We start from the raw sequence: 13,715 nt of genomic DNA, 5'->3' as shown, positions 1-13,715 counted from the left end.
CAACGCTCGAATCCCTGCATCAGACAGGGCCTCCTCGATCACTTCGCTCATTCGGGCTCCTCATCGTTGGCGGTGGTGAGGATGGGCATGTGGGTGAACCGGCGTGACTGGTTCAGGAGAGAAATGGCGCAGCCCGCGATCTCTCACGCCTACTCGTCGTCCTTGCCGCGGCGGTGCTTGGCGCGCAGCGCATCGATGTCGAGGTGGCCGATGGGGGCAGGCTCCTCCGATGCTGCGGCCTCCTCCCACGGATCGAGCGGCATCTCTTCGACGTCCTCGGCGAAACCCTGGCTCGGGTCATAGGGGTTGGCCAGTTCACGCCCGCCCGGGAGAACGGGGTCGGCGTTCAGCTCCTCATCGGGCAGGGAGCTCAGCACCTCGTTCACATAGCCCTGTGCGGCCTCGGCCAACGGAATCTCGTGGCCGGCCTCCTCCGACCGATACCAGCGGTACTCCAACACCTCGTGAAAGATCTGAGCGGCCTCACGTTTTCCACGCAGGTCCTCGGGAACGGCGGTGACGACCGGTTCGAAATGCTGCGTCAACCACTCGTGGGCGACGATCGCCTCGTCGAGCCCCTGCTGCCCGGTCCGTGCCCGGAAGGTGTCGAGGTCGTTGAGCAGGCGTCGCGCCTGGTTCTCCTCGGTGTCCAGTCCAGTCAACTTCAACAGTCGACGCGAGTGGTGCCCCGGATCGACCACCTTCGGCTGGATCCGTACCGAGGACCCCTCCATGTCGGTGGTGATGTCCAGCTCGGCCACATCGAACCCCAGGGCGTTCAACCGACGCACTCGGCGCTCGATCCGGTGCATCTCCGAATCGTCGAACCATTCGGCACCGGTGAGCTCCTGCCACAGCTCGCGGTAGCGGTTCTCGATGGCCTCCACCAGCGTCGTGGGGTCCAGAGCCGCATCCAGCAGACCACCGGCCTCGAGATCGCAGAACTCCCCGAACAGGTTCACGCGCGCGATCTGCAGATCGTGTTCACGCTGCCCCTCGGTCAATTTCTCATGGAACTCGCCGGTCTCGGCATCCACCAGGTGCGCGGCGAATTCGCTGGCGTCACGCCGGAACAGGGTGTTCGACAACGACACGTCACCCCACAGGAAACCCACCAGATGAAGGCGGACCAGCAGCACCACCATGGCGTCCACCAGCCGGTTGACCGTGTTCTGACGCACACCTTGGGTGAACAGCGAACGATAAGGGAGGGCGAACTGCAGGTGGCGTGTGACCAACACCGGGTCGAGTGGGTTTCCGTCACGGTCGACGCGGCTGCGGATCACCGCAGCCGGCTCCACCGAGGGCGTTCCCAAGCGGTTGAGGTCGTGCAGCAGGCGATATTCGCGAATCGCCAGATGCTCGATGACCTCCTTGGCCGCATACACCTCATCGCCCACGCGGATGAACCGCACCACGTGACGGGAGATGCCGCGTGGGAGCGCGACGAGATGTTCCGGTGGCCATTCCTCGAGTGGGAGGTTCCACGGAAGGGGAATCAAGCCGGCATCCGGCTTCGCTGACAGAAATCTCGGCACGCCCTCAGTGTGGCATGCCGATGAAATCTGCTCGGGGAGGCGTCAGGAGATGCGTTCGCCGGTGGCGTCGGAGAACACGTGGATATCTGCTGGATCCACCTGGAGATGGACCTTCTCCCCGATGCGGGGAGGACGCCGCGTCGTCACGCGGGCCACCACGATGTCGTCACCGGTCACCCCGGCGGGGCGCCCGTGCAGGTAGGCGTCGGAACCGAGCTCCTCCACCAAGGCGATCTCCATGTTCATGCCCTCGTCACCGGAGGCGATCCCGAACGCCTCGGGGCGGATGCCGATGGTGAGAGTGGACTCGTTGGGTGCGCGGTCCAGAACGGTGCGGGCGACCGGAACGGTCCAGCGTCCGATGTGGACGCCGTCCTCGGCCACGGTTCCGCGCAGCAGATTCATCGACGGAGAGCCGAAGAAGCCGGCGACGAAGATGTTGCGGGGCGTGTCATACAACGCGAGGGGGGAGTCGACCTGCTGCAGGACGCCCTCTCGGAGCACGGCGACTCGGTCGCCCATCGTCATGGCCTCCACCTGATCGTGCGTCACGTACACGGTGGTGACGCCCAGACGGGTCTGCAGGGCGGCGATCTGGGTGCGGGTGGCGACGCGAAGCTTGGCGTCGAGGTTCGACAGTGGCTCATCCATGAGGAAGACCTCGGGCTGACGCACGATCGCCCGCCCCATCGCGACACGCTGACGCTGCCCACCGGAGAGCTGTTTGGGTTTGCGGTCGATGAAGTCCTCCAGACCGAGGAGCTCGGCGGCCTCACGGACGCGGGCCTCACGCTCGGCCTTGGGAACGTTCTGCATCTTGAGAGCGAACCCCATGTTCTCCCCGACGCTCATGTGCGGGTACAGCGCGTAGTTCTGGAACACCATGGCGACATCGCGTTCCTTCGGCGGCATCTCGGTGACGTCCTCATCGCCGATGAGGATCGAACCGCTCGTGACCTCTTCCAAACCCGCCAGCATGCGCAGAGAGGTGGACTTTCCACACCCCGACGGGCCCACGAGAACCATGAACTCGCCGTCCTCGATCTCGAGGTTGAGCGCATCCACGGCAGGATGATCCGCGCCCGGGTAGACGCGTGTGGCGTCCCGGAATGTCACTGTGGCCATCAGGCCGTCTCCTTCCACGGGCAGGTACGTGCCCGACGATCCGTTGTGGAAGCCATGTTCTGTTGAGGGGAATCTCCCCCGGCTGTCACACAGTCTTGCATGTTCGCCGGGTGCCCGCAGGTCATTTCGGGGCAGTGGACCTGCGGGCGTGCTCATGCGCGCAGTGAGTCGGCGGGTTGCTCAGCACTCGACGATGTTGACCGCGAGCCCGCCGCGGGCGGTCTCCTTGTACTTCACCTTCATGTCGGCGCCGGTCTCCATCATGGTCTTGATGACCTGATCCAACGAGACCTTCTGATTGCCATCACCGTGAAGGGCAAGTCGCGCCGCAGCGATCGCCTTGCCCGAACCGATCGCATTGCGCTCGATGCATGGGATCTGCACCAACCCGCCCACCGGATCGCAGGTGAGGCCCAGGTGGTGCTCCATGCCGATCTCTGCCGCACACATGACCTGCTGCGGGGAACCGCCCATCACCTCGGTGAGCGCGCCGGCGGCCATGGAGCTCGCCGTTCCCACCTCGCCCTGGCAACCGACCTCGGCCCCGGAGATCGATGCGGTCTGTTGGTAGACCGCAGCCAGGGCCCCCGCGGTCAGCAGGAAGCTGCACACCGCTTCATCGGTGTCGGAACCCGGCACGAAGTGGTAGGCGTAGTGCAGGACCGCGGGGATGATGCCGGCCGCCCCATTTGTGGGGGCGGTCACGACGCGACCACCGGCAGCGTTCTCCTCGTTGACGGCCAACGCCCACAACTGCACCCAATCCATGGCGATCAATGGATCCACCACAGGGCGTTCCCCATCGGTCATCAACCGTTGGTACAAGGTGGCGGCGCGGCGGCGCACCTTCAATCCGCCGGGAAGAGTGCCGCTGGTGGTCGATCCGTTCGTCACGCAGTCCTGCATCACCTGCCAGATCTCGAGCAGACGCTCACGCACCTCTGCTTCGGGGCGGCGTGCGCACTCGTTGGCCCACATCACCTGGCTCACGCGCAGGTCGTTGGCCTCACAGTGCGCCAACAACTCGGCTCCGCTGCGGAACGGGTACGGCACGGGCGTCTCGTCAGGTTGGATCTGCGGGTTTCCCGAACCGTCATCGGCCAGGACGAATCCGCCACCGATGGAGTAGAAGGTCCGTTCGGTCACCTGTTCGTCCCCAGCCCAGGCGGTGAAGGTCATCGCGTTGGAGTGGAACGGCAGACGCTTGGTGCGGTGCAGCACCAGATCGGCGTCGGCGTCGAAGGTGATCGCGTGTTCGTCCGAGCCTCCCAGACGGAGGGTACGGGTCCGGATGATCTCATCGGCCCTCGGGCGCATGGTCTCTGTCGCCACGGTCTTGGGGTCCTCACCCTCGAGGCCCAGCAGCACGGCGGGCTCTGAACCGTGCCCATGGCCGGTCGCTCCGAGCGATCCGAACAACTCGCTGCGGACTCGCGTCACCTTCGATGCAGCAGGATCCGATACGAGATCGTGGGCGAAGGTCGCGGCGGCCCGCATCGGCCCGACTGTATGGGAACTTGAGGGCCCTATGCCGATCTTGAACAGGTCGAAGACACTCGTCGTCATGTCTGCATTGTGACGCATGTCCCCGTGACTTCGGTAACCCGGTCCGGTCTCGTGGCGAACACGTCCGAGCGTCGGTGGCTCGGTGCCGCGCGGCTGGCGGCTTAGGATGCAACGGTGACCGAGCCGTCTGAGAACACCACCGCCTCCGCTGGCGAGCCCTTCGCGCCGCAGCGGGGTGGCCGGGGCGCGAGTGTGTGGAACCACAAGCAGTGGTGGGAGCAACCCGGAATGCCTTTCCAGGAGGAGCCCGGACGCAAGGACAACGTGTGCCTGTGGCTCATCATCCTGCTCGGTGTCTACTCGATGGCTCTGCTTCCGTTCCGCGCGGTGCTCATCACCATGCCCTATGTCTATGCGACGCTCGCGGGATCGCGCACCGCCGTGGTGATGATCGGTGCGCTGGCTGCGCCCCCCACAGAGAATCCGTGGTGGCCGCTTGGTCTCATCCTCGCCACCGTGAGCATCTGCAAGTTCGACTGGGTCTACTTCTGGGCCGGAAAACTGTGGGGACGCGGGCTGATCGAGATGGTCGCCGGCAGGTCGCCGCGCTCACGTCGCAATGCCGAACGGGCCGAGGAGATCGCTCGACGCCACGGCACCCTCGCCATGGCGATCACTTTCCTGCCGGTGCCGTTGCCGGCGTCGGTGATCTACGCCGCTCTTGCGGCAGCCGGTATGTCATGGAGAAGGTTCCTGATCTTGGATGTGCTGTTCGGATTCGTCCTGCAGTCCATCTACATGTATCTGGGGTATCGGATCGGGGAACCGGCTGTGAAAGTCGTGAAGGTCTACGCCGATTACGCGTGGTACGTGGTCATCGCCATCATCGTGTTCATGGTCGTCTCGGCGATGTGGCGGAACCGACGTCAGCCGCGCAACACCTGACGAGCCGAAGCACTGCGCAGGAGCTTGGGGCCGTTGTGAGCCACCCCCGGCACGATGCGCATCTCATGCCGCTCGTGGATGTCCGGGCCGAAGAAACGCTCCAGGGCCTGGTGGTAGTTCTCCATGCGCTCCAGTCGGTTGCTTCCCTGTGCCTCGGCGCCGCACGAGTGGTCGAGACCCCGCGAGGTGGGGCTGTCATCCTCGCCCCCAACCACGTACAGCACATTGCGTGCCGAATACCGTTTGCGCATCTCGGTCTTGGTGCTGGCGGCGGCGTACTGGTTGCGGTTCTCCAAGCCGAACTTCCACTGGTTGACCGCCGAGCAGGCGCTGGCCTGTTCGCCTGAAGTTTTGGGTTCGGGGCGCTGTTCGTCGAACCACAGATAGGACGAGGGAGCCATGACGATGTACTCATCGGCGGTGATGCTGCTCGCGGCCGCGTAGCGATTCACGAACTGCCCGCCGGCGGAGAATCCGGCGATCACCAGATCAGGCCCCTCACCGTCGCCGGCACCCATCGCGCCGATCAGCCGGTCCACCACGGTGAATGATGAAGGGCCGGGGTCGCGGTCACTTCCCAGCGGTCGGGTCACATCGCCGTGGATCCAGCTCTGATGGATCCACGAGAGATGGTGCAGGTCTGACGAGGTGAACAGGGGCGCCACCACCACTGTGTCGGGGTCGGTCACGTCGAGGGCCGCCTGAGCCAGGTTGCAGGCGTCACCGCTGAGGCCGTGGATGACGATGACGATGCGTCGCGTCGATTCGGGGATATCGGTGACTTCGGCGTTCCCGCAGTAGTCGAGTGCATAACCGTCCACATCGGCGCTGCGCTGGGCAGCAGAACGTGTGACGGAGGACGCTTCGGGACGTCCTGGCTCGAGTGAATCGCCCGGCTTCTCGGGGGGCCCGGCAGTCAGCGTCAGGCCAGCGATGAGGACGAGCCCCACGAGGGAGATGAGGACGCTGAGTGTCACCGGGCCAGCGCGGCGTTCCATCGCTCTTCGAAGAAGGGGCGCAGGCTCGTGGCGTAGGTGCGCGAGAGGTGGTTGTCGTCGTGGTACACGTACACGTTGCCGATGGCTCCAGAGCACACACCGCCGGGGCAGAGGTAATCGGTCATGTCGATGGTGGCCTCGAAACCGGGCGTCGACCCGATCTGCTCCATGAACGGCTCGGAGGAAAGCTTCTGATCGATCGGCGGGTTGCACCGTTCACCGCTGGGACCCTCGGTCTGGATGCATTCGGCCACGCTGAACGGGAAGCGGGGGTTGTCACGGATCGTGACCACCTGAATGCCCGCGTCAACGAAGGGCTGCATGCCCGGTATGTAGGTGGGGTCCAGGACTTCTGGGCCGACCGCCGAAGTATGGGTTCCGACGCTCACCACCACATCGGGCTGGTTGCGCAGGACCCAGTCGGTGGCGCCCGCAGAATACTGTTCGCATTCCTCGCTGGCGGCCTCACCGGGAGGCGTCAGGCGGCATGCGGGCCAGGTCACCGAGACCAGACGCCAGTTGTGGTCCTTCGCCATCGCGAGCAGCGGCGTCTGCCACTGGTAGGAGTGCGAGTCACCGACGATGGCCACGGTCTTGGTGGGCTCGACATCGGGCATGTACTCGGCGCACAACTGCGTCACCCATGGCTTGGGGTTCATATCGGCGGGGCAGGGCAGAGGTGTGGCCTCGATGTCCTCGGAGATGCGTGTGGCCGGCGGATAGATGTCGTCGGCACTTTCGGGCTGGATGGCCACCTGGCCGGGCTCGACCGCAGCGGCGCCGAGGGGATCGGCTGTCGCTGCCTTCTGATCCATGCGCTGCACGAGGAGATGACCGCCCTGCACCGTGGCGAGCCCCAGAATGATGAAGATCGCCATCATCGGCACGGCGAAGCGCTTCAGTGAGATGGGCTTCCAACGAAGCAGGCCGCGGTCGATGAGCCGGGTGGAGAGGTCGGCGAGAACGCCGGAGATGGCCATGACCAACAGGCCACCGAGGAGACCGACACTCTCCTCACCGATGGCGGTGAGGTAGTAGACCATCACTGGCCAATGCCACAGATAGATCGCGTAGGCGCGGTCGGCGATGGCCGACATGATCGAGCGGGACAACCACCAATCGGCGGAGAGTCTGCCGCCGGGGGAGCCGGCCAGGACGACGATGCTCGCGGCCAGCAGAGGCAGCAATGCCGCCCAGCTCGGGAAGGGGAACCCTCCGACGATCAAGCCCGCGAAACAGACCGAGAGGACACCGAGCCAGCCCATGGCGATCGCCAGGGGCCGGGGAAACCTGAATGCGGGCAGGACCGCCAGCAGGGAGGGCAGCGCGAACTCCCAGGCGCGAGCCAGGGTGTGGAAGTACGCTGCGACGGGCTCGTTGTTGACCTGCACCACCGCGTAGGTGAAGGAGCCCGCAGTGATCAGGGCGAAGATCGTTCCCAGGACGACACGGATGTTCGCCCTGGTGAGTTTGTGGATCCCGATCGCGAGCACCATCAGCAGGGGCCACACGACGAAGATCTGCCCCTGAACCGACATCGACCAGTAATGCTGCAGAGGACTTGCCGCGCCATGGTTCTGGTCGTAGTAATTGGCGGCGAGGCTGATCAGATGCCAGTTCTCGTAATACAGCACCGATGCCTGCGCCTCTTCGAGGACCGCCTGCCAGCGTGCCGGGGGCACGAAGTAATAACCGGCGGCCACGACTGCGATGATCACCAGGATCGCCTGCGGCACCAGACGCCGGAATCGGTTGACCAGGAAGCCCCAGAGTTTGAACGAGGTGCCGCGTCGGGCGAAGCTGCCCACCATCAGGTAGGCCGAGATCATCAGGAAGACATCGACGCCGCCGGAGACACGACCGCTGCCCCACAGGTGATAGACGACCACCAACACGATTGCAAGGCCACGCAGACCGTGGATCTCGGGGCGGAAGTTCTTGGGGCGTCCCGCTGCTGCTGGCGGTTTCGGGCCGTTTGAGGAGGGCGGCTCTGTGGACGCGGACGTCTTGGACTCGGGCGAAGGTGTTTTGGAGGCCGCTGCCGCCGTGGATGGCGTCGAGGTGTCCTCCGGCGGAACCTCGGTCATGCGCATTCCTTCCTCACACTCGCCTGTAACAGCCGTCCACCGTACCGGGCGGGTGAGGAATCAGCCGAATGTGATGGTCCCGTGTCGAACATCGAGGCTCGGCGCGACGGAGCTGTGGAAAGCCCCCGTGAGGTGTCATCGCACACCGCTCCAACGGATCATCGTGTTGCCGCCGCGGAAGTGGGTGGGTTTGCGGTGCGCGAACGGCACCACATGGCCGGTGCGCACCGACCGGTCGTCCGGGTCGACACTGTGGCACTGCACGCGGATACGTTCCATCTCGATCAGGTCGGCGATGCAGTGCCATGCGTGGTGAGACAGTGCTTGTTGGGCGGCATCGGCCTCACAGTGGTGTTCGTGCGCTGTTCGATACACCGGTTGGGCCTTCGGTTCGGCATATGTCGGGAGGTAGGCGTCGATGGCGGCGTCGCACCCTCCCTCGATGGCGATCTCCAACAAGGAGGCCGCCTGCGTCTGGGCGGCTCTGGCCTCCGGATCGTCGGTCGGCTCGGTGGTGATCTGTGCCGAGGGCGTGCAGGCGGTGACCACCACGAGTGCGAGAACGCCGAACATGAGGAGACTGGTTCTGGTGTGATGCATGTTCTTCGCCCTGATCCGCTGCGTGGTCTGGCTCCATCATCGTCGGTGGCCGATCAGATGCGGACGCCGGCCCGGTGGGTCCGGTGAGCGTCGTCCCCGCCGGAGCGAAAACCACGCCATGGGGATGTGCCGGAGGTGCTCGACGGATACATCCGGGGTGCGGATACATCAACACGAAACGTTGATGTACCGGGCCAAATCGAGCCCCCGACAGGATTCGAACCCGCGACCTACTGATTACAAATCAGTTGCTCTACCAGCTGAGCTACAAGGGCAATGCATGCCATTGTGGCATGGACGAACAAGAATCGCACGGTCACACATGCGTGCTGGTGGCGGCGTGGAACCTCACAGGCCGTGCGAGGCGACGATCACCTCACCGCGCACGGTCACCGGCTCGCCGGCAGAGAGGAAGGCTGCCTGACCAGGGCCCAGGGTGAGCGGTCCATCGGGGGAGACCAGCGCGGCCTCTCCCAGACTGACGGCGATGCGTGGGCTCGGCTCGGCGGGCAGTGCGGTTTCGGAGACGCGCCACAGGGCGAACTCGCCGAATGGTGCCGGGAAGCGCCAGACGCCCGCCCCGGCGGGTTGCCAGGTGACCACATCGACGTCCTGGTGGCGGAAGTCGACCACGCGGGCCAACTCGTCGATGTCGATGTGCTTGGTGGTGAGGCCGCCACGCAGCACGTTGTCGGAATTCGACATGATTTCGATGGCCGTGCCGCGCAGGTAGGCGTGGACGTTCCCGGCCTCCAAGGCGAGCCCCTCACCTGGGTTCAGACGAACCCGGTTGAGGAGCAGCGCGGCGAGGACGCCCGGGTCGCCGGGAAAATCATCGGCCGTGGTGATGGCGGTGTCGCAGAAGTTGGCGAACTCTCCGGGTTCGATCCCGGCATCGAGGCGGTCCTTGGCAGCTGCGACGACGTGGTCGATGAGGTCGGCTGCTTCGGCGCCGAGATCGAGGATGCCCAGAAACACGCGGGCGATGCCGTCCCCATCGGTGAGCGGTTGGACGATCAGCTCGGTGGCATCCACGCCGAGTTCGGCAAAGAGGTGCTGGGTGCGTGTCGGGTCGCGAAAACCGCACAGGGCGTCGAACTCGGTGAGTGCCACCACGGCCTCGGGTTTGGGCCAGTCGTCGCGATAGTTACGGTTCGGGGCGTCGGTGGCAAGACCGGCGGCATTCTCGCGCGCGAAACCTGCTTCGGCCTGTTGGCGTGACGGATGGGCTTGGATCGACAGGGCCGTGCGCGCTGACAGCAGCTTGAGGAGGAAGGGGAGCACGTCGCCGTATTCGGCTCGTCCGCTGTCGCCGAGTTGGTCAGGGTTCTGCGACAGGTGGGCGTCGAGCGTCATTCCTCCGGTGAGGGTGGCCGGTGCCTTGGGGTGGGCACCGAACCAGTACTCCGCGAGAGGGGTTCTGGTGGGTTCTTCACCCAGCACGCGGGGGATACCGTCAGTGGAGCCCCATGGGTAGTGCTGGCGAGTTCCCGTGATGCGCTGCATGGCTGGATGCTAACTCAGCCGTCGGCTCCCAGACGTCGCGCCGAGCGCGCCCGCTGGCGCGTCTCGCGCATGCGGCGCAGACGCTTGATGAGGAGGGGGTCGTGCGCAAGGGCCTCGGGCGAATCGAGCAGGCCGTTGAGGATCTGGTAGTACCGGGTCGCGGACATGTCGAACTGTTCGCGGATGCCCTGTTCCTTGGCCCCGGAGAACTTCCACCACTGACGCTCGAAGTCGAGGATCTCGGCCTCCCGAGCGCTGAGGGCGGTGTGCTCGGAGTTGTGGTCCCGGTACGACTCGGCTGCTGACATGCGGTCCATGTTAGCCCGCGAATCACACTGATGTCATTACTGGGAATCGTCCGGGCGCTCACTGTCGCCGATGTGTCGACTGCTCCTCCGGTGCGGCTTCGACCTTCACCTTGACGCCGGCGGATGTCCCCTGGTTCTGGCCACCCCCACCGGCTGCACCCATGGGCGCCATCGCCGGGCGATCGGAGGAGTCCTGTTCCGATCCGGTGGGAGCCGAAATCGTCGGCTCCGGATCGGCCCCTGTCGCGCTGCTGTTCCCCGAGGGGAGAGGGCTGTCGAGAGGCTGTTCCGACGTGCCAGGTGCTGGCGAGGTGTCGATGGTTTGGCCGTGGGCCGGTTGACCGCTCGGGACGGATGAAGCCTCGTTCGATGGCGGCGTGTTCGGGGAGGCACCGGTGGGCGACTCGTCTGATGCAGGTGCTTCGACACTGCCGCCCAGAGACCCTGGCGAGTCCGGCGCCACGCTCGAACCGCCCCGCACCCCTGACTCTGTCGTTGCGACGTCTGGTTGTGAGGTGCCTGGTGCTGCGGTTTCTGGGCCTGGGGTTTCTGGGCCTGGGGTTTCTGGCGCTGGGGTTTCTGGCGCTGGGGGATTCGAAGGAGTGGGGCCCATGAGATTTCCGGTGGCATCGTCAGGCGATTCGGCGGTGATGTCCTCCCACGGGTCACCTCCCGAGGTGATGTTTCCGTGGGAATCGAGGGCGACGATGTGAACGGTTTCGCTGACGCCGGACTCGCCTTCGGGGCCACGGATCGTGGTGACCGGCTGCTCCTCGTCGTCATCGGAAGGGTCGTCGCCATCGGAGCCGGAGAAGTCGGCCGTTTCTCCGTCAGGCCCGATGATGTCGAGGTCCAGATCGACAGGCCCATCGGACTCGACGTTGATCCCGACGATGCGCCCGTCCTCGTCGACCTCCAGATCGATGTCCACATCCGGATAGTCGTACTCGTCCGGATGTGGCTGCTCGTTCTCCGGCGGTTCTGGCGTGGGCGCGGGCTCCGGCTCCGGCTCCGGTGCGGGTGCCGGTTCTGGGGCAGGAGCGGGCGCGGGCTCTGGCGTCGGTGCGGGTGCCGGTTCTGGGGCAGGAGCGGGCGCGGGCTCTGGCGTCGGTGCGGGTGCCGGTTCTGGGGCAGGCTCCGGTTCCGGTGTGGGTGCTGGTTCTGGGGCAGGGGTCGGTGCCGGTGTGGGCTCCGGGGTAGGAGCGGGAGTCGGTTCTGGGGCAGGCTCCGGTTCCGGTGTGGGTGCCGGTTCTGGGGCAGGGGCCGGTTCCGGTGTGGGTGCCGGTTCTGGTTCTGGTGTGGGTGCCGGTTCTGGTTCTGGTGTGGGTGCCGGTTCTGGTTCTGGTGTGGGTGCCGGTTCTGGTTCGGGAGCCGGTGCCGGTGTGGGGGTTGGCTCTGGTGCCGGTTCTGGCGTGGGGCAGGGTTCCGGCTTCGGTTCCGGTGCTGGTGTCGGTGTGGGCGCCGGTGTCGGTTCCGGTGTGGGTGCCGGTGTCGGTGTGGGGGTCGGTGCCGGCGTAGGTGTGGGGGTTTGTTCCGGCGACGGTGTCGGTTCCGGTGTGGGCGTGGGCGCCGGTGTCGGCGTGGGTGTCGGTTCCGGTGTCGGCGTGGGCGTGGGGGTTGGTTCCGGCGACGGTGTCGGTTCCGGCGACGGTGTCGGTTCCGGTGTGGGCGTCGGATCCTGGGGATCGGCGGGGGCTGTGTTGTCGACGTTCAGTTCGTCCAGCGTCCCCTGGGCATTGTTGATGTTCTCCTGGTTCGCAGCGTTGGTGTCGAGTCCCTTGTCGGCGGGGTTGATGCGTTTGCCGAATTCATTGGTGGCTCGGATGGGGGCACGGACCTTCTCCACGATGGGGCGACTGGTGCGGGTGAAGTCGCTGTTCTTGAAGAAGTCGGCGCCGGGTCGGCCGTTCGTCGAGAACTTCTTGAGCCGCGATGCCGCACGGATGAGATGTTTGGCCGCAGCATCGAAACCTTTGCCGGAGAACCCGAGCTTGCGTGAGATGGCGCCGCACTTGCGCATCAACTTTGCCAGGGTGGCTGCGAATTTCGAGCCGATCATGGCGAAACGCGCGCTCGCCCACGAAGTGAACACGCCAAGGGAGCCGCCCATGGTGGGGACAGCGGTCGCGAGAGCCAGAAGTGCGCCGCGGATCAACTCGATCAAGAATGCGCGGAGCATCTGCCACAGACACTCTCGGAACATCCCGACGACCGCTCCGGTCGCGCTGATGATCTTCGACAGGTTGTTGGCCGCGTTCTCCGCGCTCTGAAAGGCCCCGTCAGTGGCGGCTGCAGCCTCGCCGTAACGCAGAGCAGCGTCACCGCTCCATGACTTCAGGTCTCGCGACGTGGTCTGGTGGTCGATGCGTTGCCCGGCATAGTCGGCAGCGAGGTCTCCCCATTGCGTGGAGCGTTCGTAGATCTTGTCAGGGGCACCCAGCAGTGCATCGAGCACATCGGAGAGCGGCTTCACATTGGCGACGAGCCAGTCCTTGAGGGTGTCGAGGGCATAACCCAAGAGGGTTCCCATGGGATCCACCATCAGGCCGAGCCCGTTGGACAACAGATCGATCGGGGCGCGGAAATCGCTGATCCGTAGCGCCCCATCGGACCAGTTCGACGTCGATTCCAGGATCTCCCAGGCGACCGGGACCTTGACGCGGACCTGTCCGTCTCCGCTGTCGACGCGCAGGGGGTTCTCGAAAGCCATCAGCTCTCCACTCCTCGAACCGCATCCTCCGCCAGTTGTTTGGCATATTCCTCGGTGCCCTCGTAGGCCGTGGCCGTGCTGTCGAAAGTGTCTCGACGTCCGGACATCACATCGGTCAGTGCTTGGAGAGCCCCGACGTTGGCGGCCTCGGCGATCTGCAGGATCGGTACCAGGATGGGGCTGCACATGAGGCCGTACAGATCGAAACCTGCGCCTTGGGCGAGGCCCTGGGCATTGGTGTTGGCGTCCTCGGCACGGGTGGCCAAACCGTCGAGGCGCTGGGCGTGGGCCCGCATCTCCTCGATGTTGAACTCGATCTGATCTGCCATGGGGGCAAGTCAATGCGATGAAGGGGGTTGCCGGCCATCGCGTGGCCCCGGATTCTTACGGAT

Annotated in this window: 11 protein-coding genes and 1 tRNA gene; 1 reads left to right on the top strand and 11 read right to left on the bottom strand. The window is 65.3% G+C overall.

Going from position 1 to position 13,715, the window contains the following annotated elements:
* Positions 1–149: 149 nt before the first annotated feature.
* The 3 genes from FB460_RS08985 to FB460_RS08975 all read right to left on the bottom strand — a co-directional run bounded on the left by FB460_RS08985 (position 150) and on the right by FB460_RS08975 (position 4,229).
* Entirely contained in the window at positions 150–1,538 is a 1,389-nt protein-coding gene (locus tag FB460_RS08985; RefSeq protein ID WP_142093783.1) for a DUF4032 domain-containing protein, read from the bottom strand.
* A gap of 42 nt (positions 1,539–1,580) precedes the next feature.
* Positions 1,581–2,663 carry an ABC transporter ATP-binding protein gene (locus tag FB460_RS08980; protein WP_142093782.1) on the bottom strand — a complete coding sequence of 361 codons (1,083 nt, stop codon included), beginning with the start codon at positions 2,661–2,663 and terminating at the stop codon, positions 1,581–1,583.
* Positions 2,664–2,843: 180 nt separating this feature from the next.
* Positions 2,844–4,229 carry an L-serine ammonia-lyase gene (locus tag FB460_RS08975; RefSeq protein WP_142093781.1) on the bottom strand — a complete coding sequence of 462 codons (1,386 nt, stop codon included), beginning with the start codon at positions 4,227–4,229 and terminating at the stop codon, positions 2,844–2,846.
* 114 nt (positions 4,230–4,343) lie between these two features.
* Here FB460_RS08975 and FB460_RS08970 point away from each other — a divergent pair, with 114 nt between their 5' ends.
* Entirely contained in the window at positions 4,344–5,114 is a 771-nt protein-coding gene (locus FB460_RS08970) for a DedA family protein (RefSeq protein WP_142093780.1), read from the top strand.
* Here FB460_RS08970 and FB460_RS08965 read toward each other — a convergent pair.
* The 8 genes from FB460_RS08965 to FB460_RS08925 all read right to left on the bottom strand — a co-directional run bounded on the left by FB460_RS08965 (position 5,096) and on the right by FB460_RS08925 (position 13,652).
* Complete coding sequence (locus FB460_RS08965; protein WP_142093779.1) at positions 5,096–6,112, bottom strand: hypothetical protein; 1,017 nt, start codon at positions 6,110–6,112, stop codon at positions 5,096–5,098. The two genes, FB460_RS08970 and FB460_RS08965, sit on opposite strands and share 19 nt — an antisense overlap.
* Positions 6,088–8,199 (bottom strand): acyltransferase family protein, encoded by a 2,112-nt coding sequence (locus tag FB460_RS08960; protein WP_170210026.1) that lies wholly within the window; start codon positions 8,197–8,199, stop codon positions 6,088–6,090. Before FB460_RS08960 ends, FB460_RS08965 begins: the two co-directional genes overlap by 25 nt.
* Positions 8,200–8,334: 135 nt before the next feature.
* The gene (locus FB460_RS08955; RefSeq protein WP_142093777.1) at positions 8,335–8,799 is read right to left on the bottom strand and encodes a hypothetical protein; all 465 of its coding nucleotides are present in this window, start codon (positions 8,797–8,799) and stop codon (positions 8,335–8,337) included.
* 202 nt (positions 8,800–9,001) lie between these two features.
* A tRNA-Thr gene (locus FB460_RS08950) sits at positions 9,002–9,074 on the bottom strand.
* 73 nt (positions 9,075–9,147) lie between these two features.
* Entirely contained in the window at positions 9,148–10,305 is a 1,158-nt protein-coding gene (manA, locus tag FB460_RS08945; RefSeq protein WP_142093776.1) for a mannose-6-phosphate isomerase, class I, read from the bottom strand.
* 14 nt (positions 10,306–10,319) lie between these two features.
* Positions 10,320–10,613, bottom strand: coding sequence for a DUF3263 domain-containing protein (locus tag FB460_RS08940; protein WP_211345926.1), 294 nt, complete (start codon positions 10,611–10,613; stop codon positions 10,320–10,322).
* Positions 10,614–10,671: 58 nt separating this feature from the next.
* Complete coding sequence (locus FB460_RS13205; protein ID WP_211345925.1) at positions 10,672–13,323, bottom strand: hypothetical protein; 2,652 nt, start codon at positions 13,321–13,323, stop codon at positions 10,672–10,674.
* Positions 13,323–13,652, bottom strand: a complete 330-nt coding sequence (locus FB460_RS08925) for a type VII secretion target (protein ID WP_142093774.1) — start codon at positions 13,650–13,652, stop codon at positions 13,323–13,325. Before FB460_RS08925 ends, FB460_RS13205 begins: the two co-directional genes overlap by 1 nt.
* Positions 13,653–13,715: the final 63 nt, after the last annotated feature.

The organism is Propioniferax innocua (assembly GCF_006716235.1).
Lineage (GTDB): Bacteria > Actinomycetota > Actinomycetes > Propionibacteriales > Propionibacteriaceae > Propioniferax > Propioniferax innocua.
Note: the sequence above shows the minus strand (reverse complement) of the source record. Positions and strands in the feature narration are given on the sequence as shown.

Bases quoted from the DNA above. Each gene is read 5' to 3' on its own strand.
- FB460_RS08975 (WP_142093781.1), bottom strand. From the start codon at position 4,229: ATGACGACGAGTGTCTTCGACCTGTTCAAGATCGGCATAGGGCCCTCA.
- FB460_RS13205 (WP_211345925.1), bottom strand. From the start codon at position 13,323: ATGGCTTTCGAGAACCCCCTGCGCGTCGACAGCGGAGACGGACAGGTC.
- FB460_RS08955 (WP_142093777.1), bottom strand. From the start codon at position 8,799: ATGCATCACACCAGAACCAGTCTCCTCATGTTCGGCGTTCTCGCACTC.
- manA (WP_142093776.1), bottom strand. From the start codon at position 10,305: ATGCAGCGCATCACGGGAACTCGCCAGCACTACCCATGGGGCTCCACT.
- FB460_RS08965 (WP_142093779.1), bottom strand. From the start codon at position 6,112: ATGGAACGCCGCGCTGGCCCGGTGACACTCAGCGTCCTCATCTCCCTC.
- FB460_RS08925 (WP_142093774.1), bottom strand. From the start codon at position 13,652: ATGGCAGATCAGATCGAGTTCAACATCGAGGAGATGCGGGCCCACGCC.
- FB460_RS08940 (WP_211345926.1), bottom strand. From the start codon at position 10,613: ATGTCAGCAGCCGAGTCGTACCGGGACCACAACTCCGAGCACACCGCC.
- FB460_RS08980 (WP_142093782.1), bottom strand. From the start codon at position 2,663: ATGGCCACAGTGACATTCCGGGACGCCACACGCGTCTACCCGGGCGCG.
- FB460_RS08960 (WP_170210026.1), bottom strand. From the start codon at position 8,199: ATGACCGAGGTTCCGCCGGAGGACACCTCGACGCCATCCACGGCGGCA.